Below are 20,648 nucleotides of genomic sequence, written 5' to 3' on the forward strand. Positions count from 1 at the left end.
CGTCAGCGCCTTGGTGTCGCCCGCCGACATGTCGAACTGCGTGCTGGACAACGACATATCGGCGGCGAACGCCGGCGTGGATATGCCGAGCAGAGCGCCCAAGGCCACAACGGCAACGGTCCCTGCCCTGAGCAGCAGGGCTCGTCGGTGCGCAGTCACGTCCACACCCCTCCGGATCTTGACTTTCACCCGAGCGTCGCTGCCGAGCATGTCCGTCTATGGTCCAACATACGAGCGAGACTCGCCTTGCATGGTGCGCCGCAGCAAACTATGCCCTGTCACGAGGGGTCGGCGAAACCCGCGATGTGTTGCGAGGGGGCCGAGGGCGGTCGTATCGTCCCGATATGTCCACTCCGCACCGATATTCCGACACGGTGCAAACCGTCCTTGATGCACTGGATGGCGGAGCCGATCCGGACCGTCCCGCGCTGCGCGACGCCGTCCGGGAACTCCTCGCCGACCTGCGGACACGCGCACCCGGACGTTCGGTGGAGGTGCGAGTTCCCCCGTACGGCGCGATTCAGTGCATCGAAGGACCGAGGCATACGAGAGGTACGCCACCAAACGTGGTCGAGACCGACCCGACCACCTGGATCGAGATCGCCACGGGTCGGAAATCGTGGCATGAAGCCGTCACCGCCGGGAAGATCAGAGCGAGCGGGGTTCGGGCGGATTTATCGGCCTATCTACCCTTGTGACCATGCAGCGCGTGCGGCAGACTGCTCACGAATCGCACGCGAAATGTGGCTCTGCGTTATGCCCGAAACCTCGCGTACACTGTTTCCGCGACGGCGACCCTGCATGACGAGGCGTCGAACGCCAGCCGGCCGAAACCACCTCTCCGGCCCGCGTCCACGTTGAAGCCATCTTCCAGCCACCTCACAAGCCATCCGGCAACTGCGACGACAGGAGCGGCACGTGCCCCGAGGCGATGGCCGGTTGAGCCACGAGCTCGACCCCCAACGTCCAGGTCCACAGGACAAGTGCGGAGTGTTCGGCGTCTGGGCGCCGGGCGAAGAGGTCGCGAAGATGACCTACTACGGGCTGTATGCACTGCAGCACCGTGGTCAGGAAGCGGCCGGCATCGCAGTGTCCGACGGATCCGGTGTGGTGGTCTACAAGGACCTCGGCCTGGTGTCGCAGGTCTTCGACGAGCCGACGCTCGCGAGCCTGCGCGGCCACATCGCGATCGGCCACGCGCGCTACTCGACCACCGGCGGCTCCACCTGGGAGAACGCGCAGCCGACGCTGCGCTCGACCCGGGCCGGGGACGACCGGGCGGGCACCACGATCGCTCTCGCGCACAACGGCAACCTGGTCAACACCGCTGAGCTGGCCCGCCGCGTCGCCGAGCTGCCCGAGATGGAGCCCGCCGCGATCAACTCCACGAACGACACCGCGCTGGTGACGGCCCTGCTCGCCGCGCGCCCCGACCTCTCGGTCGAGGCCGCCGCGCTCGAGGTGCTGCCGACCCTGCGCGGCGCGTTCAGCTTCGTCTTCATGGACGAGGACACCCTCTACGCGGCGCGCGACGTCAACGGCGTGCGCCCGCTCGTGCTCGGCCGCCTCGAGCGCGGCTGGGTCGTGGCGAGCGAGACCGCGGCGCTGGACATCGTCGGCGCCAGCGTGGTCCGGGAGATCGAGCCCGGCGAGCTCATTGCGATCGACGAGCACGGGCTGCGCTCCAGCCGGTTCGGCACGCCCGAGCCGAAGGGGTGCCTGTTCGAGTACGTCTACCTGGCCCGCCCCGACACCACCATCTCGGGGCGCAACGTCCACGCCGCCCGCGTCGCCATCGGGCGCACCCTGGCCCGCGAGCACCCGGTCGACGCCGACCTGGTCATCCCGGTGCCGGAGTCGGGCACCCCGGCCGCGATCGGCTACGCGACCGAGTCCGGCATCCCGTTCGGGCACGGCCTGATCAAGAACGCCTACGTCGGGCGCACCTTCATCCAGCCGTCCCAGACCATCCGTCAGCTGGGCATCCGGCTCAAGCTCAACCCGCTGCGCGACAACGTGCGCGGCAAGCGGCTCATCGTCGTCGACGACTCCATCGTGCGCGGCAACACCCAGCGCGCGATCGTGCGCATGCTGCGCGAGGCCGGCGCGATCGAGGTGCACGTGCGGATCTCCTCGCCGCCGGTGAAGTGGCCGTGCTTCTACGGCATCGACTTCGCCACGCGCGCGGAGCTGCTGGCCAACGGGCTCGACCTGGAGGGCATCCGGCGCTCGATCGGCGCCGACTCCCTCGGGTACGTCTCGCTGGCCGGCCTGGTCGCGGCGACCGAGCAGCCCGCGTCGCGGCTGTGCAGCGCGTGCTTCGACGGGCAGTACCCGATCGAGCTACCGGCCGACAATGTGATCGGCAAGCACGTTCTGGAAGGTGTCGCGCGCGCCGCGGGGGCCGCGCCGAACACGGCCGAGGGTGGCGCGCTCAACGTCGCCCCCAGCCCCGGCGGTTCCGGCGCACTGCTGCGCCCGTGACCGACCACCCGAGACATACAGCGGTGCCCGCCGCCGCGAGGCAATCAAAGGGGAGAAAGTGACGCACGTGGATGAGCGCGCCGAGAAGGCCGGCGAGACCGGCCAGGGCAGCACCCCCGAGCGGCAGCTGTGGACCGCCGGCAACGGCCGGGGTCGCCGCAAGACCGTGACCTACGCGGACGCGGGTGTTTCGATCCACGCCGGCGAGCAGGCCGTCGAACTGCTGCGCAAGAAGGTGCACCGGACCCACCGGCCTGAGGTCATGGGCGACATCGGCGGGTTCGCCGGGCTGTTCCGGCTCGACCTCAAGAAGTACAAGAGCCCGATCCTCGCCTCCTCGACCGACGGCGTGGGCACGAAGCTCGCCATCGCGCAGGCCATGGGCATCCACGACACGGTCGGCATCGACCTGGTCGCCATGGTCGTCGACGACCTGGTCGCGTGCGGCGCCGAGCCGCTGTTCCTGCTCGACTACATCGCCTGCGGCGAGGTCGTGCCGGACCGGGTCGCCGAGATCGGCGCCGGCATCGCCGACGGGTGCCGCTACGCCGGCTGCGCGCTGCTGGGCGGCGAGACCGCCGAGCACCCGGGCGTGATGCGCCCCGACGAGTACGACATCTCCGGCACCGGCGTCGGCGTCGTGGAGGAGGACGCGATCCTCGGCCGCGACAAGGTCGAGGTCGGTGACGTGGTCATCGCGCTGCGCTCCACCGGCCTGCACTCCAACGGCTACTCGCTCGTCCGCCACGTGCTGCTCGGCGCCGGGCGGATGCGCCTGGACAGCGTCATCGACGAGTTCGGCAAGCAGCGCACGCTCGGCGAGGAGCTGCTCACCCCGACCCGGATCTACGCGAAGGACTGCCTCGACCTGCTCAAGGAGGCCGACATCCACGCGTTCGCCCACGTCACCGGCGGCGGCATCCCGGGCAACCTGGTCCGCGTGCTGCCCGAGCACGTCGACGCGGTCGTCGACCGCGCGACCTGGCGCCCGCAGCCGATCTTCGAGCTCGTGCACACCAAGGGGCGCATCGAGGACTCGGAGATGGAGAGCACCTTCAACATGGGCATCGGCATGCTGACCGTGGTCTCCGCCGAGGACGCCGACCGCACGCTGGCCTTCCTGGCCGGCCGCGGCCTGGACGCCTGGCAGGTGGGCGAGATCATCGAGGGCACCGGCACGGTGCAGATGGTCGGCTCGCACACCCGCGGCTGAGGTCGGCGGCGCAACGACGTTGACGGGGGCGGCGACCGGTGGCAACCGGTGCCGCCCCCGAACGCGTCTGTACTCAGAGCACGCTGTCGGAATACGCGGGTACGGAGAAAAGCCCGCGTATCCCATCAACCGGGGCTTACCGCGACGCAGGGTTGGACCTAGGCTGAAGCGACACGTCCCTACACCCAAAAGGAGGATGGGGCGGTGTCGTGGAGCGGCATGCGGGGCATCTCGCCCAACCCCGGCTATGTCGTGCTGCAGCCCACGACGTTGTGCAACCTTGACTGCACGTATTGTTACCTTCCCTTTCGGGCGCGCAACGACCGCATGAGCCCCGCCGTGGCCGCGGCCGTCGCCGCCTCGGTCAACCCCTGGGCGGCGGCCGACGAGCGCTTCTCGGTCGTCTGGCACGGCGGTGAGCCCCTCGCGGCCGGCCGGGCCGCCCTCGCCGAGCTGATGGCGCCGTTCGAGGGCGTCGAGCACCATGTGCAGACCAACGCCACCCTGATCGACGACGCCTGGTGCGAGTTCTTCGCCGAGCGCGCAGTCCGGGTGAGCGTGAGCGTCGACGGCCCGGAGGACCTCAACGGGGAGCGGGTGAACCGGGCGGGGGCTTCGGCGTACAGCCAGATCATGCACGGCATCGAAGCGCTACAGCGCCACGGCGTGCCCTTCTCGGCACTCTGCGTGGTGTCCCAGCCCCGGCCGGGGCTGGCGGCCCGGCTGTACGAGTACTTCCTCGGCCTCGGCTGCGACGTCCTCGGGATCAACATCGAGGAGCAGGAGGGCGTCAACGCCCGCGCCAACGACTTCGCCGACGACGCCGTGCGGACGTTCTGGGCGGAACTGGTGGCCGCGTGGCGGCTCGACCCGCGCATCCACGTGCGCGAGATCGAGTGGACGCTGCGGTACGTCGGGGCGGTGCTCGCCGGCACGGCCGACGGCATCCTCCCGGCCGCGCTCGACCCGATCCCGACCATCGCCGCGGACGGGCGGGTGTTCCTGCTCTCCCCGGAGCTCGCCGGGTTCACCGACGCGCGCTACGGCGACTTCTCCTCCGGCAACGTCCTGCACACCCCGCTCTCGACGATCCTGGCCGGCGCGGCCGGCTCGGCCGCCTGGGTGCCGGAGTACCTGCGGGGCGTCGAGGCGTGCCGCACCAGCTGCCCGTACTTCGGGTTCTGCGGCGGCGCGCACGCGGCAAACCGCTACTTCGAGCACGGCAGGTTCGACGGCACCGAGACGAACCACTGCCGGAACAGCAAGATTCGCCTTCTGGAGGGAGTACTGGACCATGCCGGAGCACGCTGACCCGGTCACGGAGCGGGTGCACGAGACCGCGCAAGGTCTTCGTGTATTGCTCGAGGAGGCTGCCGCGGCAAGGGCCGCCCGCGCGGAGGCGAGCGGACAGGACGGCACGAGCGCCGTCTGCGCCTGGAACCACTTCGAGAACATCCCGACGTTCTACAACTGGAACAACCGTCCCCGTTGAGGGTTGCTCCGCCCGTTGTAGCGGCCGCCCGGTCCGCGTCGGTTCGTCAGTAGCGAACCGTCTCGGATCGGGCCACGGCCATTGCCCGTTGTTCAGGCAGGCCTCAATCGCCCCGGGACGTGTGGGAACGTCCCGGGGCGATGGCTACGCCGAGACACCCGCATGGCCCGCCGTCGAGAGAACGGCATCCGTGCGGGTGCTGTGGACACGACTCGGGCACGTGGATGTCCACGTGCCCGTGAGCCGGGTTGACCGATGGTCAACGACCCCGTGAGCGCCAATCACTGTCGCTAGAGGGGTCGTCGTTATCGTCGTCCTCGTCGTCAGCCTCGTCGTCGACTCCGTCATACTCGGCGTAGTCGTCGCGTGACTTAGGGCTGCCCGCCGCGAGCTCTCGTTGCAACGCTTCGAGGTCGGTGTTAGGCGAGTGATATTTCAACTCCCTGGCCACCCTAGTCTGCTTGGCCTTCGCACGGCCGCGCCCCATGGCTCGACCCCCTCGCACAGAATTACGGGGCAGCCATTACCGGCAGGCCCCGACAACGTCAGGCATCTCTCGTGGCTCTTACGGTACATGTCGCGGGCACCTTTCGGCATCTCGCCCCTACCGACCATTTCGGTGGCGTTGCTTACCCGACCGGACCGGTCGGGTAAGCACCACCGTCGTCAGCAGGTCGTCACGCCCGCGTGGAGCCCCCGTGCATGTCTACACCAAGATGGTACGTAGCCGACCCACCTCGGCCATCCGCCGTTCGGCGAGGCGATCCGCGGCGAGCGCCGGCGGGACGCCCTCGGCGTCCGCGACCTGCAGAATCTGCTTGGTGGTGTCGTAGATCCGCCCCGCACGGTCCTTCGCGCGGGCGAAGTTGAAGCCCTCGATCTCGTCGGCCACCTGGATGACCCCGCCCGAGTTGACCACGTAGTCGGGCGCATAGAGCACATCGCGCTCGGCCAGGAGCTTCTCGATGCCGGGGTGAGCCAGCTGGTTGTTGGCCGCGCCCGCGACGATCTTGGCCTGCAGGACCGGGACCGTCTCGTCGTTGAGCGCACCGCCCAGCGCGCAGGGTGCGTAGACGTCGATCGCCGCGGCGACGAGCTCCTCGTTGCTGTCGACGAGGTCGACCTGGGGGTAGTTCATGCTGGCCCAGTCACGGGCGCGCTCGGAGACGTCGGTGGCGACCACGGACGCGCCGTCCTCGAGCAGGTGGCGGGTCAGGTGCTTGCCGACCTTGCCGAGGCCCGCGATGCCGACCCGGCGCCCGGCGAGCGACGGGGTGCCCCAGCGGTGCTCGGCCGCGGCCCGCATGCCCTGGAAAACGCCGTAGGCGGTCAGCACCGACGAGTCGCCGGCGCCGCCGTGCGACTCGGAGCGGCCGGTGACGTACCGCGTCTCCTTGGCCACGATGTCCATGTCCTGCACGTAGGTGCCGACGTCGCAGGCGGTGTAGTAACGACCGCCGAGCGACTGCACGAAGCGGCCGTAGGCGCGCAGGAGCGGCTCGCTCTTGTCCTTGTCCGGGTCGCCCCAGATGACCGCCTTGCCGCCGCCGAGGTCGAGGCCGGCGAGCGCGTTCTTGTAGGCCATGCCGCGCGACAGCTCGAGCACGTCGTGCAGCGCCTCCTCCTCGGAGGCATAGGGGTAGAAGCGCGTGCCGCCGAGCGAGGGCCCGAGGGCCGTCGAGTACACGGCGATGATGGCCCGCAGGCCGGACTGCGGATCGTGACAGAACACGACCTGTTCGTGATTGGTGCTGAAGACACCCATCGATGCTCCCGGAGGCGTAAGCCGGCCCGTCCTCGTGAGACGGCGCCGTACGTGGAGTGCGGTGATCTGACCCTAACGCCGACACGTCGCAAGAGGGTCGACGCCGCCTTCGCGTCGCGCGCCGGTTTCGTGCGACGATCGGGCCGTGCCGTCGCTCTTCGCGTCATACCTTCGGGTGTACGAGCCGCTGGCCGCCTTCGACCGGGACGACCAGTTGTACTGGCGCCGCTACGTCAAGGAGGGCCGCGCGGTGGCGCTCTCGGACGGCCCCGGCCGCCAGCGCACCGCCGTGCTCGAGGCCCTCGGCGCGGGCTGGACCCGCCTGCCGGCCCTGCCCGACGAGGCCTATGTCCTGGAGGCCGACGACACGCTGCTCGTCTGCCCGTGGAACCTGCGCATCCGGGTCGCCGAGGCGGCACTGACGGCGCGCGACGGCGTTCCCAGCGTGATTGCCGACGCGTTTGTACCCCCGGTGCTCGCCGGCCTGGCCCAGACCATCGTCGACGACTGGCGCAGCGGCGACCACGTGCTGGAAAGAGGCCTGCCGCGCGTGCACGAGCAGGTGGCAACCTGGGGTGTGCCGCTTCGCTGGTTCGTCTTCGTCGATCTGGAGGAGCGCGAGCTGTCGCTCCGGGCCGGCCGCCGGGTCCTGCGCTACCGCACGGAGATCTCGAAGGCCCGCCGGCGGGCGCACCGCGCCTATGCGGTCCTGCGGCGGGCGATAGGGGACGCGCCGATCACGGTGGCCGTGGAGGAGACGGCGCGGTGGCTGGAGGAGTTCCACTCGCGGTCGATCGTGGAGCTCGACTACGGCGGGCTGGTCAACCTCATGTCGGACGATGCGCTCGCCACCGACGACTCGCCCGGGTTGGTCGCGACGGGGCTGTCGAACGTCGCCCGCGGGGATGCGGACGCGGCTACCGAGGTCTACGAGCGGCTCGTCGACCGGTGGCGGGATGTGCAGTTGCTGGAGCGGTGCAACTGAGCCCGTCGGGTGGTTCGGTCGGATAAGTCGGGCGCTGGCGCGCCACGACTTATCCGACATTTCGTATTTTTGTGGGTTGCGCGGGGATCGTGCGAGTTCGCAGTATGTGCGTTCGCCGCGGGGTTGGTGCTACGCACTGGGGCCGGCGTCGGCACGAGTAGGCAGGGGTCGCGCGCGATTTGCCGCCCAGGACGAGGCCCGCATTCGACACTCCCCCGGAGGGGCGAGGCCCGTATTGACATGCCCCCCGAGGGCGAGGGGCACAAAGTCGCGCCCGCGGACCGACAAAACGCGTCCGGAAAGACGGCCGTGCTCGAGAGATAGGAGTCGGCGCCGTCGAACGGGGTCGCCATTGAGGGCGTACCCGAAAGAGCCGGAATCGGCGATACCCGAGGCGAAAGTTTCTCGACGTTCGGGTTGATCGCGGCCGGAGGCCGTGTGCCCTTGGCACCGCGGAGGTGGCAGGGAGGCGCGCCAGCGCCGACCGGTGTCTGGTGGGAACAACGGTCGCAAGTTGAACGGACCCGAGCCATGAAAATGATGAAGCTAAATGCCCGGTTCGTCACCCACCCGATCGGGCGTCACCCTCCGCAACCGACTCACACCCGAAGGGTGTCCGTTATGCCTAAATGGGCTAGGTTTGTGATCTACCCGTCACCCCGGAGGGTGAGCTAGATTCGTGGTTGACCACTCACCCTCCGTCGTTATCGGTCACCTTTTATCCCATTTTGCACCGTCAAAATGGGAAAATTCACTTATTCATCATCCGTCCATACAGGGACCTTCAGCCGTTCGGCCCATGTCGGACATCGGGGACTAGCCGGACCATAGGAAACGCGTCGGCCGGCGGGACCCCGTCCGACGTTCCTGGGTACCTGTGGAGGAGTGACCGATGCCATCTCGCACGCATGAGCCTGAGCCGTTGCTAACGCCGGCTGAGGTCGCGTCGATGTTCCGCGTCGACCCGAAGACCGTCACCCGTTGGGCGAAGGCGGGCAAGCTGAGCGCTATTCGCACGCTCGGCGGTCACCGACGCTACCGTGAGTCCGAGGTGCGGGCCCTGCTCCAGGGCCAAATTCCCCAGCAACGACAGGGCGACTGACGCCGACAGTACCCCGCGTCACCCTCCTGCGCCAAACGACAAGCTTCTTTCCGCAACGCGCTCGGATCGTCACCCCCCGGTGATCCGAGCGCGTTGCTTTGTTTGGGGTTTGGGGAATCCGTAGCTTTGTTTGTGGATCCGTAGCTTTGTTTGGGGGAAACTGTTCACACCAACGTGATGCGAATGCCGATCGTGGCGTCGGCGCCGCGGCGACGGACGCTCGCCCAGACGAACAGGCGGCCCCTCAGGCCGTACTTCTTCTTGATCAGCTCGCGGGCCTCAACGCCGCCCTCCGGGCCGAGCAGGGTCGCGATTGCGGGGACCGGATCGGCCTTCGGGCGGCCGCGAACCGTGCAGGGCGCGACGGTGATCGCGCCGTCGCGGCGGATCCGCTTGACCTTGCCGGAATCACCCACGGTCCACACCATCAACGCCTCGCCGTCGCGCGCGGCCCAAACAGGCGTGGGTACGGGCGTTCCGTCCCGGCGAAATGTGGTCACCAGGAGATACTGTTCGTCGCCCAGTTGTTCCAGCGTTGCGGGAGTGTTCGTCATACGACACACCGTACGAGCAGCACAACCCCCGACGGGGCCATCACACGCCCGGGATACGGGGAGCTAATCTGATGGTCCAGCCGAAACCCCCGGAGATCATGATGAAGCTGTCGATCCTGATGCCGGTCTACAACGAGGAAGAACGCGTCGCCGACGCCGTGAAGCAGGCGCTCGACGTGAACTACCCGACGGAGATCGAGCTCGTGATCGTCGACGACGGCAGCCGTGACCGCACGGCCGAGATTCTCGGCGGGCTGCACGACGACCGGCTTCGCGTGGTCATCCACCCGCGCAACAAGGGCAAGGGTGCGGCGATCCGCACGGCGGTCGAGCACGCGACCGGGGACTACATGGTCATCCTGGACGCCGACCTCGAGTACGACCCGCAGGACATCCCGACGCTGCTCGAGCCGGTGCTGGACGGCCGAGCCACGGTGGTCTACGGCAACCGCACGTTCGGCAGCCACAGCTCGTTCTCGTTCTGGTACGTCATGGGCAACAAGGCCGTCACGACCGCGGCCAACATGCTGTTCAACTGCTACCTGGGCGACCTCGAGACCTGCTTCAAGCTCATGCCGATCTCGCTGTACCGTTCGCTGCAGGTGCGCTCGGCGGGCTTCGGCATGGAGGCCGAGGTGACCGGCAAGCTGCTGCGCAACCGCCACCGGCCGTACGAGGTGCCGATCTCCTACCGGGCACGGACCCGCGAAGAGGGCAAGAAGATCACGTGGAAGGACGGCGTCGAGGCGCTGTGGATTCTGTCCCGCGAACGCGTCCGCAAGCCGAGACGTCCCGTCTGACCATCGGCGAGCTTTCGGCGCGCAGCGGGGTCGCCCCTTCGGCGCTGCGTTTCTACGAGAAGCTCGGCCTGATCCGATCCACGCGTACCGGCGGCAATCAGCGCCGCTACGACCGCACCGAGCTGCGCCGGGTCGCCTTCATCCGCATCTCCGCGCAGGTCGGCGTACCGCTGGAAACCATCAAGGAGGCACTCGCCTCCCTGCCGGCCAACCGCACGCCCACCAAGGCGGACTGGGCCCGGCTCTCCGCCGGCTGGCGCAGCCACCTCGACGAGCAGATCGAGCTGCTCGAGCGCCTCCGCGACACCCTCACGGGATGCATCGGCTGCGGCTGCCTGTCGCTCAAGACCTGCGGGCTCGTCAACACCGACGACCGCCTGGCCACCAAGGGCCCCGGCCCGGTCATCCTCACCCGGCCGTAGTGGTCAGCAGGATCTTCCCGAAGTGCTCGTTGGACTCCAGTAGCCGGTGCGCCCCCGCGGCGTCCGCCATCGAGAAGCGCGCATGCGTCACCGGCCTGACTTTGCCCTCCTCGAGCAGCGGCCAGACCTCCTCGCGCACCCCGCGTACGATCGCCGCCTTCTCCGCCGCCGACCGGGCTCGCAGCGTCGTGCCAGCGACCAGGGCCCGCTTCATCAGCAGCTGCCCCATGTCCAGCTCGCCGCGCCGCCCGCCCTGCAGGCCGATGACCACCAGTCGCCCGCCGGCGTTGAGCGCGTCGATGTTCTGCGCCAGATAGGAGCCGCCCATGATGTCGAGAATGACGTCGGCGTGGGTCGTCTCGCTGAAGTCTTCCGACGCGTAGTCGATGACCCGGTCCGCGCCGAGCTCGATCAGCCGTTCCCGCTTGGCGGCGCGCGCTGTTGCAACGACGGTCGCGCCCAAGGCCTTGCCCAGTTGTACCGCGAACGTGCCGATGCCGCTGCCGCCGCCGTGCACCAGCAGCGTCTCCCCCGGCTTGAGCCGCGCGAGGTCCACCACGTTGGAGAAGACGGTCGCCGCGACCTCGGGCAGTCCGGCCGCGTCCACCAGGTCGACGCCCTTCGGGACCGGCAGCAGCTGACCGACGGGGGCGACGGCGAGCTCTGCGTACCCGCCACCGCCGAGCAGCGCGCAGACCTCCTGCCCGACGTGCCAGCCGTGCACACCTTCCCCCAGCGCCTTGATGCGCCCGGAGACCTCGAGTCCTGGGTACGGCGGCGCGTCGATCGGCGGCGGATAGTGTCCCTGCCGCTGCAGCGCGTCGGCCCGGTTCACCCCGGCCGCCACCACCTCGATCAGCACCTGGCCGGCGCCGGCGCTCGGCTCCGGCACCTCGGTCCACTGCAGCGCCTCGGGTCCACCTGGCTGCTCGATCGTGATCGCACGCACGGGTCCATCATCGCCCGTCCCGGAATGGTCGCCACGACCGGTGGTCCCAGCGGTGCTTCCCGCTTGCCGGCGACCCCCGAACGTGCTCACTCACGTGGGTGACGAGCCCAGCGCCGAGGTCATCTGGCACACTTAGCGTCGTTCCTCAGGAGGGCTCGCCTAGTGGCCGATGGCGCCGGTCTTGAAAACCGGTGAGGCGTTCCGCGTCTCCGTGGGTTCGAATCCCACGCCCTCCGCCAAAGACCTCTCCGAACGCCCGCCGGGAAGCGGGCACCGCGAGGTCGCCCGGCATTTTGTCTCCGCGATCATGAAAAGGCGGCCCGTGGAAGGGTCGAAAACGCATGATCGAGCGCATCCCGTGGATGCGTGGCAGGCCCGAAACGGGTTAGCGCTTGCGGCGGCGGAGGCGGCGGGACATTCCGGTGCGACGTAAGGGCCGCTGGCGTGGAAGTCCGCGTGGCTCGTCCTCGGCCTCGTCGCGGCCGTCCGAAGCGCGACCCGCCGACGACCGGTAGCCCCACTGGCCGGCGAACCAGGCGCGCATCCACCGTGCCCGCGAATGTGGGCGCGTCAGCCAGATGTACGCGATGCCCGCGCAGGTCAGGGTGCCGCCGACCACGGCCATGATCCAGGCGTCCGGGGTGTGCAAGCCGAATCCCGCCACGAACAGCGCCGGGCCCACGGAGGTGAGCAGGATGACCAGGCGTGGGGAGAAGGGGACGCGGGGCATGGGCGTACCGTAGCGGCCCCGCGCAAATCCCTGAGGCATCAAAATGGGTCCATGGACGATGCGGGGGAAGGGCTCGAGGTCGAGGAGATCGACTCGGCGATTCAGCGGGTCGTGGCCCGGCGGAAGATGTTCTTCGCCGCACCCATCATCGGAGCCTGCGTCGCATTCGTGGTGCTGGTTTGGGACATGGTGCGGCAGAATCTCCCGGAAAACGTCGTTCAGCACTGGCCGTGGCGGCTGCAGCTGCTCGACTTCGAAGCCGTTGCCACCATTTTCACGGTGCTCGTGGTGGCGCTGCTGACGCGCATGCAGTACGCGGAGACCGTTCGGCCGATGCTCGGGTGGACGCTGATGCCGCCGCCGGCCGGGTTTGAGATACCGCTGCCCATTGAGCGGGAAGGGCTGTTGGTGATTGACGTCTTCAACGGCGGGCACGGAGTGGCGGTGGTCGACTCGTTGGAGTACAGGATTGCGTTCGCCGATCAGCAGGGGCACAGCGGGTGGATCACGCACAGCCGGTTGCACCTGCTTCTCGAGGAGCGCGGGCACCGGCACAACAGCTCATTCCACTTCGCCTACGTACGTCCCGGGTTTCCGTTGCAGCCGGGGCGCTCACTGCAGGATCGGCACCTGTTTCTTGCGCTGCTGACGCAGGACACCCTCAAGGCGTTTCGCATCCTCGACATCCGGATTCGGGTCCGCGATCAGGTCGGGGACCTGCATGAGCGGGTGCTGCCGTGCCGCGCGGTGTTCACGCAGGATCTCGCGCCCTCGACGGGTGCGCGGCGGCCGGCGAAGGTGCCGGCGCCGCGAGCCTCGCTGTTGAGCACGCTGCTCAGCGTCAGGCGGCGGTGAAGGAGACGCCGTCGGTCATGACCGGGACGGTGTGGGAGACGCCGGACTGCACCGCAATGCGGACGTCCTCGGCGAAGCCGCGCTGGATCAGCTCCTGGCCGCTCACGCACCGGCGGACGGCCGCCGCCACGTTGCGGACCGCGGCCAGGGCAGCCAGGGACACGGCGGCCTCGACCGACAGTGGGGCGCCGAGCATTGACAGGCCGTCCAGTACCGCGGCTGCGCCCAGCAGGTCCTCCACGCACGGGCGGAGGGTGCCGTCGGGCCAGAGCTCGCCCGCCGCCACGACGCCGACGGCGCTGGTGGGGGTGCCGTGGCCGTGGTTGTGGAGCCAGCGGGCGACGGCGGGGGCGTTGCGCAGGCAGGCGGCGACCACGGGGACGCCCGTTGAGGCGGCGGCCGAGCAGATGGTGGCGCCGTTCGGGGAAGGCAGGACGAGCTGGTCGACCAGCGGAGCCGACTGCAGGGTGGCCGGGGAGAGGCTCCACGGCTGGTCCGCGCTCACCTGGCGCCGGCCGACCGCCACGGCGGCGCCGAGGCGGTTGGCGTAGGCGCGGGCCTGGTCGCTCCACGGGAACGGGTGCACGCGGATGCCGCGGCCCACCGCGACGTCGACGGCGGTCGAGAACGACAGCACGTCGACGACCACCAGGACCGAGCAGACGCGGGACAGTTCCGCCGCGCCTGCTGGGCCCCAGTCGAATCGAGCGCCGGAGCCGGGCTGGCTGTAGACGCCCTCTCCCACGGGTGATCAGGCTTCGGAGTCGTCTAGCGGGGCGTGCGGAACCTCCGGGGCGTCCACCGGCTCGAAGAAGGTCGACTGAGAACCCTGAGAACCGGACGGTTCGTCCAGATCAACCCGGGGCTCGTTCGGGGTCAGGTACGCCGGGGCCTCCGTCGAGACCTCGCCGAACAGCGACGGCAGCGTGCCGGTCCAGGCCGAGCGGAGCTCGTCGAGCGAGATCGTGAACTGGCCGCGGACGTCCAGCGCGCGGCTGCGGCCGTCGACCGAGCCGATCACCGTCACCGGGAGGCCGTGCTGGGCGCAGAGGGCGGTGAACGCCTTCTCGTGGCCCCGCGGGACGGACACCAAGGCTCGGGCCGTGGACTCCGAGAAGAGGGCCACGAACGCGTTCATGTCCTCCGGCAGGGTGATGTTGGCGCCGCAGTCGTAGCGCAGCGTCGCCTCGACCAGGGCCTGCGCCAGGCCGCCGTCGGAGAGGTCGTGGGCCGAGGAGAGGTGGCCGCGCTCGCCGGCCTCGGTCAGGACCGACGCCAGGATGCGCTCGCGGGTCAGGTTGACCCGCGGGGGGAGGCCGCCCAGGTGCTCGTGGGTGACCCAGGCCCATTCCGAACCCGACAGCTCGTCGGAGGTCTCGCCGAGCAGCATGATCAGGTCGCTGTCGCCGCCGAAGCCCATGGGGACCCGGCTGCCGACGTTGGCCATGATGCCCAGGACGCCGACGACCGGGGTCGGGTGGATCGCCTGCGGGCCGGTCTGGTTGTAGAAGCTGACGTTGCCGCCGGTGACCGGAATGCCGAGCTCCGCGCAGCCGTCGGCCAGGCCGCGGACGGCCTCGGCGAACTGCCACATGACCTGCGGGTCCTCGGGGGAGCCGAAGTTGAGGCAGTTGGTGACGGCCAGCGGGGTGGCGCCGGCGGTGGCCACGTTGCGGTAGGCCTCGGCCAGAGCGAGCTTGGCGCCGTTGTACGGGTCCAGGCGGGCGTAGCGGGCGTTGCCGTCCACGGAGAGGGCGACGCCGAGGCCGGTCTGCTCGTCGATGCGCACGACGCCGGAGTTCTCCGGCTGGGCCAGGATGGTGTTGCCCTGGACGTAGCGGTCGTACTGCTCGGTGACCCAGCTCTTGTCGCACAGGTTCGGGCTGGCCGCGAGGCGCAGGACCGTCTCGCGCAGCTCGACGCCGGAGCGCGGGCGGGGCAGGGTCTCGGCGCGGTCGGCCTGCAGCAGGATCAGGTCGGCCGGCTCGCGCATCGGGCGGGCGTACACCGGGCCGTCGTCGGCCAGCGAGCCCGGCGGCACGTCCACGACGACCTCGCCGTGCCAGCTGATGACCAGGCGGGCGGTGTCGGTGACGCGGCCGATGGCGGTGGCGATGACGCCCCAGCGCTCGGCGACGCCCAGGACCTCCTCGAGCTTCTCCGGGTCGACGATGAGCAGCATGCGCTCCTGCGACTCGCTGGCCAGGACCTCCTGCGGGTCCATCGAGGCCTCGCGCAGCGGCACCAGGTTGAGGTTGACGTCCATGCCGGTGCCGGCGGCGGCGCTGGTCTCGGTGAGCGCGCAGGTCAGGCCCGCGCCGCCGAGGTCCTGGACGCCGACGATGAGGTCCCGCTCGTACAGCTCGAGGCAGCTCTCGATGAGCAGCTTCTCGATGAACGGGTCGCCGACCTGCACCGACGGGCGGCGGGCCGGGCCGTCGCTGTCGAAGGTCGCGCTGGCCAGGACGGAGACGCCGCCGATGCCGTCGCGGCCGGTCTTGGCGCCGAGGAGGACGACCACGTTGCCGGGGCCGTGCGCCTCCTTGTTCTGCAGGCGGTTGACCGGCAGGACGCCGACGCAGAGCGCGTTGACGAGCGGGTTGCCCTGGTAGCACGGGTCGAAGACGACCTCGCCGCCGATGTTGGGCAGGCCGAGGCAGTTGCCGTAGCCGCCGACGCCGGCGACGACGCCGGGCAGGACGCGCTTGGTGTCCTCGTGGTCGGCGGCGCCGAAGCGCAGCGGGTCCATGACGGCGACCGGGCGGGCGCCCATGGCGAGGATGTCGCGGACGATGCCGCCGACGCCGGTCGCGGCGCCCTGGTAGGGCTCGACGAAGCTCGGGTGGTTGTGCGACTCCACCTTGAACGTGACGGCGATCTCGTCGGAGATCCGGATCACGCCCGCGTTCTCGCCGATGCCGGCGAGCATGAGGTCGGACTTGGGCGCCTTCTCGCTGAACTGGCGCAGGTGGACCTTGCTGCTCTTGTACGAGCAGTGCTCGCTCCACATGATCGAGTACATGGCCAGCTCCGACGTGGTCGGACGGCGGCCCAGGATCTGGCGGATCCGCTGGTACTCGTCCTCGCGCAGGCCCAGCTCCTCGTAGGGCTGCTCCTCGTCGGGCGTCTTGGCGGCCTGCTCGACGGTGTCGAAAGTCCCCTCGGTCATACACGCGCTCCAAGATGTGCGAGCACGGACGTGAAGATGCCCAGGCCGTCGATGGACGGGCCGGTGAGCACCTCGACGGCATGCTCCGGGTGGGGCATGATCCCGACGACGTTGCCAGCTGCGTTGCTGATCGCCGCGATGTCGTGCAGCGAACCGTTCGGGTTTCCGCGGATGTACCGCGCGACGACCCGGCCCTCGGCCTCGAGCTCGTCGAGCGTCCGGGCGTCGGCCATGTAGCAGCCTTCGCCGTTCTTGACCGGGATCACGACCTCCTGCCGCGGCGAGAAGCCGACGGTCCAGGCGGTGGCGTTGTTCTCGATGCGCAGGCCCTGGTCGCGGTTGCGGAAGTGCAGGTGCTGGTTGCGGGTGAGCGCACCGGGGAGCAGGTGGGCCTCGCAGAGCACCTGGAAGCCGTTGCAGATGCCGAGGACCGGCAGCCCGTCGCCGGCCGCCCGCACGATGGACTCCATGACGGCGGAGAACCGGGCGATGGCGCCGGCGCGCAGGTAGTCACCGTAGGAGAAGCCACCGGGCAGGATGACGGCGTCGACGCCGTAGAGCTCTGCGTCGGCGTGCCACAGCGGGATGGCGGCGGCTCCGGCGAGGTGCACGGCCCGGGCAGCGTCGCGGTCGTCGAGCGAACCGGGGAACGTGACGACACCAATGCGGGCGGTCACTGCTCCTCGACCTCCGGCCGCTCCTCGATCCGCATGGTGAAGTCCTCGATCACCGGGTTGGCAAGCAGCTTGTCGGCAATCTCGCGGGCCCGCTCGAGGTCGGCGGCGCCCTCGAACTCGATCTCGATGCGCTTGCCGATGCGCACCGACGCGACGTCGACCACGCCGAGGCGCGGCAGCGCGTTCGCGACGGCCTGACCCTGCGGGTCCAGGATCTCCGGTTTGAGCATGACGTCCACCACGACGCGGGCCACGGGGCACTCCTGACGTTAGTCGGGCGCTCGAGGGCGAGCGACACGAGCCTACCGGGCGGGGCAACGCCGCAGTTCACCGGCGTTGCCCGAGTTACATCGCCCGACACGCATCTTAGCGGTACCCGCCGGAACCAAGATCGGCGTCAGAGGATGGGCGGCGGGACGTACGCGCCGGCCTGCGGATGCGCCGCGACGACGGCGGCGATCTCCTCCACCACCGCCGTGACCTGCGACGATGCGGCCCCGACAAAGGCCGAGGGATCCGCGACCAGCGCATCCACCTCCGGCTGGGACAGCTTCAGGCGCTCGTCGGCGGCCAGCCGCTGCAGGAGGTCGTTGTCCTGGATGCCCTTTTCGCGCATGGCGAGCGCCACGGCGATGGCGTGCCCCTTGATCGCTTCGTGAGCATCCTCACGGCCGACGCCGCGCCCGACGGCGGCGACGAGCACCCGGGTGGTGGCCAGGAACGGCAGGTAGCGGTCCAGCTCGCGGGCGACGACCGCCGGGTATGCCCCGAACTCGTCCAGAACGGTGAGGAATGTGGCGAACAGCCCGTCGACGGCGAAGAACGCGTCCGGCAGCGCCACCCGGCGCACGACCGAGCACGACACGTCGCCCTCGTTCCACTGGTCGCCGGCGAGCTCGCCGACCATGGACAGGTAGCCGCGCACGACCACGGCGAGGCCGTTGACCCGCTCGCAGGAGCGCGTGTTCATCTTGTGCGGCATCGCCGAGGAGCCCACCTGACCGGGCTTGAACCCCTCGGTGGCCAGCTCGTAGCCGGCCATGAGGCGGATGGTGGTGGCCAGGCTCGACGGGCCGGCGACGGCCTGGGCCAGGGCGGAGACCACGTCGAAGTCCAGCGAGCGGGGGTACACCTGGCCGACGCTCGTCAGCACCCGCCGGAAGCCCAGGTGCTCGGCGACGCGCCGCTCCAGCTCCGCGACCTTCTCCGCGTCTCCCCCGAAGAGGTCGAGCTGGTCGGCGGAGGTGCCGACCGGGCCCTTGATCCCGCGCAGCGGATAGCGCTCGAGGAGGTTTTCGATCCGGCGGTACCCCACGAGCAGCTCCTCGGCGGCGCTGGCGAACCGCTTGCCGAGGGTGGTGGCCTGCGCCGGGACGTTGTGCGAGCGCCCGACCATCACGAGGTCCTCGTGCTGCTTCGCGCGCGCGGCCAGCCGGGCGAGCGCGGCCACCATCCGATCCCGCACGAGCTCCAGCGACAGGCGGATCTGCAGCTGCTCGACGTTCTCGGTGAGGTCGCGCGAGGTCATCCCCTTGTGGATCTGCTCGTGCCCGGCCAGCTCCGAGAACTCCTCGATGCGGGCCTTCACGTCGTGGCGGGTGATCCGCTCCCGCTCGGCGATCGAGACGAGGTCGACGTCGTCGACGACCCGCTCGTAGGCCTCCACGACCCCGTCGGGCACCGCCACGCCGAGGTCGCGCTGTGCCTTGAGCACCGCCAGCCACAGCCGCCGCTCGAGGCGCACCTTCTCCTCGGGCGACCAGATGGCCACCAGCTCGGGCGAGGCGTAGCGGGCGGCGAGCACGTCGGGAATGCGGGTCTTGGTCACGTTCCCATTGTGCCTAGGTGCGGGGCGGGTGGTCGCGCTCGGGGAGCCCGGCGTGCAGCGCGACACGGTCGAGGTACAGCAGCTGCGCCGCGACCCCCGCGAGCAGCAGCAGGATGATGATCGGGATGGGCAGGAGCTGGTCGTAGCCGGCGTGGTGCTGATCGAGGTACTGCCTCGCCTGCGCCACCACGTACTGCGCGGTCGGGTGGTCGCCCGTGGAGGTGATCAGGGGCCAGACGAGGTCCTGGGCCTGCACCACCCACGTGGCGAGGTACACCAGGCCGAGCATCGGCAGCACGGGCAGGACGATCGACCACCACGAGGCCGGCCGGTTCTCCTGCAGCAGCGTCTCGCGCCGTACCGCCTGCCCGCGGAAGAACAGCGCGAGAAGGAGCAACGCCGGGATCGTCAGGCGGGACGGCGGCACGAGGGCCAGGAAGGAGTCGAGGCGCCCGGCGGTGCTGCCCGCCGCGTAGGCCCGGATGGCCAGCGGCGCGCTGCCGACGAACAGGAAGAGCCCGAACGGCGCCAGCAGCCACTCGCTGTGCCGGCCGAGCGGGCGCAGGCCGCTGATGCCGAAGGCGGCCACCGCCGCGAGCGTGACGCCGACAACCGTGGAGATCAGGGGCGGGATCCACGTGTTCACGAACGTGCCGGGCGCCCCCTGCGGGGAGCCACCTGCGAGGTTGCTCAGCCACGGCCAGAGCCCGGCGGCGGTGATCACGAGGAACACGACCAGGAGGACGCCGCCGACGGCCAGCGCCACGGTGCGCGACCCGGGCCGCGGGACGCCGGCTCCGGCCTCGGTCACCTGCAGGCGAAGGCCGGTCAGGATCACGAGCAGCGTGGCGAGCAGGCCGAGCACCATCAGCGGTACCAGCACGACGGTGGAGATGGCGGCGCCGACGTTGAAGTTGAAGGTCCGGAAGGTGACGTCGAAGGCCTGTTGCTCCGGAGTGACACCTTGGCCGGCCGGGAACTGGAACACCCAGGCGAAGGTGAACTCCTGCAGCGCGACGGCGAAGACCGCCAGGAACGCCAGGCCCCCGACGATGAGCACGCCGGGCCAGGGGCTGCGGCGGGTGCGCAGCGCGGCCAGGTAGGCGAGCGCGGCGACGGCGGCGAACGCGCCGAAGGTGCCCAGCCAGTACCCCCAATGCTGCGAGCGCTGCGCGAACCAGGCCGCCATCGCGATGCCGAACGGTGAGAACAGGGCCAGCGGGAGCACGAGCGCGCCGCGGGTGGTCCAGCGCGCCGCCCGCCCGGCCCGGTGCGCCGCCCACGCCAGCGCGGGCGCGAGCAACAGCACGACCAGCAGCGGTACGACGGCCAGGCCGAGCGCATACGCCAGCGCACCGCCCAGCCCGTCGTCGAACGCCTTCCCGTAGTTGTCGAAGCCCACCGACTCGCCGGCGGAGTCCCGTCCGGTGACCATGCGGATGCCGGAGAAGCGCTCGAACGACGTGCGGATGGTCCAGATCGCCGGCTCGACGTAGCTGGTGACCAGCACGACCAGGGCGGGCAGCGGTAGCAGCAGGCCGAGGACCACCTGCCAGGCGGGGCGCGGCGATGCCGGGCGCAGCATCGTGGGCTGGACGGTCATGTCCCCAAGATATTGGCCGG

General features: G+C 70.0%; 20 protein-coding genes, 1 tRNA gene and 1 pseudogene. 11 read left to right on the forward strand and 11 right to left on the reverse strand.

The window, feature by feature from the left end:
• Positions 1–344: 344 nt before the first annotated feature.
• From ABD901_RS42130 to amcA, 5 genes and pseudogenes are all read left to right on the forward strand, one after another.
• Positions 345–698 (forward strand): sterol carrier family protein, encoded by a 354-nt coding sequence (locus ABD901_RS42130; RefSeq protein WP_345136390.1) that lies wholly within the window; start codon positions 345–347, stop codon positions 696–698.
• A gap of 220 nt (positions 699–918) precedes the next feature.
• Positions 919–2,484 carry an amidophosphoribosyltransferase gene (gene purF, locus ABD901_RS42135; protein ID WP_345136392.1) on the forward strand — a complete coding sequence of 522 codons (1,566 nt, stop codon included), beginning with the start codon at positions 919–921 and terminating at the stop codon, positions 2,482–2,484.
• Between the two features lie 58 nt (positions 2,485–2,542).
• A complete protein-coding gene (gene purM / locus ABD901_RS42140; protein ID WP_345136394.1) occupies positions 2,543–3,697 on the forward strand; it encodes a phosphoribosylformylglycinamidine cyclo-ligase in 1,155 nt (384 codons plus the stop codon).
• A 219-nt stretch (positions 3,698–3,916) separates the two neighbouring features.
• Positions 3,917–5,018: pseudogene (gene amcB / locus ABD901_RS42145) on the forward strand (cyclophane-forming radical SAM peptide maturase AmcB); the annotation flags it as partial.
• A 6-nt stretch (positions 5,019–5,024) separates the two neighbouring features.
• Positions 5,025–5,189 (forward strand): multiple cyclophane-containing RiPP AmcA, encoded by a 165-nt coding sequence (gene amcA / locus ABD901_RS42150; RefSeq protein WP_380139898.1) that lies wholly within the window; start codon positions 5,025–5,027, stop codon positions 5,187–5,189.
• 259 nt (positions 5,190–5,448) lie between these two features.
• On the opposite strand, the gene ABD901_RS42155 is transcribed toward amcA, so the two are convergent.
• Entirely contained in the window at positions 5,449–5,676 is a 228-nt protein-coding gene (locus ABD901_RS42155; protein ID WP_345136397.1) for a DUF3073 domain-containing protein, read from the reverse strand.
• Between the two features lie 219 nt (positions 5,677–5,895).
• Positions 5,896–6,954: a Glu/Leu/Phe/Val dehydrogenase dimerization domain-containing protein gene (locus ABD901_RS42160; protein ID WP_345136398.1), complete on the reverse strand. Its 1,059-nt coding sequence runs from the start codon at positions 6,952–6,954 to the stop codon at positions 5,896–5,898.
• Between the two features lie 145 nt (positions 6,955–7,099).
• Here ABD901_RS42160 and ABD901_RS42165 point away from each other — a divergent pair, with 145 nt between their 5' ends.
• Together ABD901_RS42165 and ABD901_RS42170 are read left to right on the forward strand one after the other, a co-directional pair.
• Positions 7,100–7,939: a DUF8083 family protein gene (locus ABD901_RS42165; RefSeq protein WP_345136399.1), complete on the forward strand. Its 840-nt coding sequence runs from the start codon at positions 7,100–7,102 to the stop codon at positions 7,937–7,939.
• Between the two features lie 892 nt (positions 7,940–8,831).
• Positions 8,832–9,041, forward strand: a complete 210-nt coding sequence (locus ABD901_RS42170; RefSeq protein WP_033365012.1) for a BldC family transcriptional regulator — start codon at positions 8,832–8,834, stop codon at positions 9,039–9,041.
• Between the two features lie 164 nt (positions 9,042–9,205).
• Here ABD901_RS42170 and ABD901_RS42175 read toward each other — a convergent pair whose 3' ends face one another.
• Positions 9,206–9,595, reverse strand: a complete 390-nt coding sequence (locus ABD901_RS42175; protein ID WP_345136401.1) for a PPOX class F420-dependent oxidoreductase — start codon at positions 9,593–9,595, stop codon at positions 9,206–9,208.
• A 101-nt stretch (positions 9,596–9,696) separates the two neighbouring features.
• Between ABD901_RS42175 and ABD901_RS42180 the strand changes: the two genes are divergently transcribed.
• Entirely contained in the window at positions 9,697–10,395 is a 699-nt protein-coding gene (locus ABD901_RS42180) for a glycosyltransferase family 2 protein (protein WP_345136582.1), read from the forward strand.
• Positions 10,347–10,817: a redox-sensitive transcriptional activator SoxR gene (gene soxR / locus ABD901_RS42185; RefSeq protein WP_345136403.1), complete on the forward strand. Its 471-nt coding sequence runs from the start codon at positions 10,347–10,349 to the stop codon at positions 10,815–10,817. Before ABD901_RS42180 ends, soxR begins: the two co-directional genes overlap by 49 nt.
• Here the strand turns inward: soxR and ABD901_RS42190 are convergent.
• Positions 10,804–11,766, reverse strand: a complete 963-nt coding sequence (locus tag ABD901_RS42190; RefSeq protein WP_345136405.1) for an NAD(P)H-quinone oxidoreductase — start codon at positions 11,764–11,766, stop codon at positions 10,804–10,806. The genes soxR and ABD901_RS42190 overlap by 14 nt on opposite strands.
• Positions 11,767–11,914: 148 nt before the next feature.
• Between ABD901_RS42190 and ABD901_RS42195 the strand changes: the two genes are divergently transcribed.
• Positions 11,915–12,005, forward strand: a tRNA-Ser gene (locus ABD901_RS42195).
• A gap of 146 nt (positions 12,006–12,151) precedes the next feature.
• Here ABD901_RS42195 and ABD901_RS42200 read toward each other — a convergent pair.
• Positions 12,152–12,496 (reverse strand): hypothetical protein, encoded by a 345-nt coding sequence (locus ABD901_RS42200; RefSeq protein ID WP_345136406.1) that lies wholly within the window; start codon positions 12,494–12,496, stop codon positions 12,152–12,154.
• Positions 12,497–12,547: 51 nt separating this feature from the next.
• On the opposite strand from ABD901_RS42200, the gene ABD901_RS42205 reads away from it, so the two are divergent.
• Entirely contained in the window at positions 12,548–13,351 is an 804-nt protein-coding gene (locus ABD901_RS42205; RefSeq protein WP_345136408.1) for a hypothetical protein, read from the forward strand.
• On the opposite strand, the gene ABD901_RS42210 is transcribed toward ABD901_RS42205, so the two are convergent.
• From ABD901_RS42210 to ABD901_RS42235, 6 genes are all read right to left on the reverse strand, one after another.
• Positions 13,338–14,096, reverse strand: coding sequence for a 2-phosphosulfolactate phosphatase (locus tag ABD901_RS42210; RefSeq protein ID WP_345136409.1), 759 nt, complete (start codon positions 14,094–14,096; stop codon positions 13,338–13,340). The two genes, ABD901_RS42205 and ABD901_RS42210, sit on opposite strands and share 14 nt — an antisense overlap.
• Before the next feature lie 6 nt (positions 14,097–14,102).
• Complete coding sequence (gene purL, locus ABD901_RS42215) at positions 14,103–16,520, reverse strand: phosphoribosylformylglycinamidine synthase subunit PurL (RefSeq protein WP_345136410.1); 2,418 nt, start codon at positions 16,518–16,520, stop codon at positions 14,103–14,105.
• Entirely contained in the window at positions 16,517–17,197 is a 681-nt protein-coding gene (gene purQ / locus ABD901_RS42220) for a phosphoribosylformylglycinamidine synthase subunit PurQ (RefSeq protein ID WP_345136412.1), read from the reverse strand. Before purQ ends, purL begins: the two co-directional genes overlap by 4 nt.
• Entirely contained in the window at positions 17,194–17,451 is a 258-nt protein-coding gene (gene purS / locus ABD901_RS42225; RefSeq protein ID WP_345136414.1) for a phosphoribosylformylglycinamidine synthase subunit PurS, read from the reverse strand. The genes purQ and purS overlap by 4 nt, the downstream gene beginning before the upstream one ends.
• A 143-nt stretch (positions 17,452–17,594) precedes the next feature.
• Positions 17,595–19,025: an adenylosuccinate lyase gene (gene purB, locus ABD901_RS42230; protein ID WP_345136416.1), complete on the reverse strand. Its 1,431-nt coding sequence runs from the start codon at positions 19,023–19,025 to the stop codon at positions 17,595–17,597.
• Positions 19,026–19,038: 13 nt separating this feature from the next.
• Positions 19,039–20,628, reverse strand: a complete 1,590-nt coding sequence (locus ABD901_RS42235) for a hypothetical protein (protein WP_345136417.1) — start codon at positions 20,626–20,628, stop codon at positions 19,039–19,041.
• Positions 20,629–20,648: the final 20 nt, after the last annotated feature.

This window comes from Dactylosporangium darangshiense, assembly GCF_039537565.1.
Taxonomy (GTDB): Bacteria; Actinomycetota; Actinomycetes; order Mycobacteriales; family Micromonosporaceae; genus Dactylosporangium; species Dactylosporangium darangshiense.

Bases quoted from the DNA above. Each gene is read 5' to 3' on its own strand.
- ABD901_RS42130 (WP_345136390.1), top strand. From the start codon at position 345: ATGTCCACTCCGCACCGATATTCCGACACGGTGCAAACCGTCCTTGAT.
- ABD901_RS42155 (WP_345136397.1), bottom strand. From the start codon at position 5,676: ATGGGGCGCGGCCGTGCGAAGGCCAAGCAGACTAGGGTGGCCAGGGAG.
- ABD901_RS42160 (WP_345136398.1), bottom strand. From the start codon at position 6,954: ATGGGTGTCTTCAGCACCAATCACGAACAGGTCGTGTTCTGTCACGAT.
- ABD901_RS42170 (WP_033365012.1), top strand. From the start codon at position 8,832: ATGCCATCTCGCACGCATGAGCCTGAGCCGTTGCTAACGCCGGCTGAG.
- ABD901_RS42175 (WP_345136401.1), bottom strand. From the start codon at position 9,595: ATGACGAACACTCCCGCAACGCTGGAACAACTGGGCGACGAACAGTAT.
- ABD901_RS42180 (WP_345136582.1), top strand. From the start codon at position 9,697: ATGAAGCTGTCGATCCTGATGCCGGTCTACAACGAGGAAGAACGCGTC.
- ABD901_RS42200 (WP_345136406.1), bottom strand. From the start codon at position 12,496: ATGCCCCGCGTCCCCTTCTCCCCACGCCTGGTCATCCTGCTCACCTCC.
- ABD901_RS42205 (WP_345136408.1), top strand. From the start codon at position 12,548: ATGGACGATGCGGGGGAAGGGCTCGAGGTCGAGGAGATCGACTCGGCG.
- purL (WP_345136410.1), bottom strand. From the start codon at position 16,520: ATGACCGAGGGGACTTTCGACACCGTCGAGCAGGCCGCCAAGACGCCC.
- ABD901_RS42235 (WP_345136417.1), bottom strand. From the start codon at position 20,628: ATGACCGTCCAGCCCACGATGCTGCGCCCGGCATCGCCGCGCCCCGCC.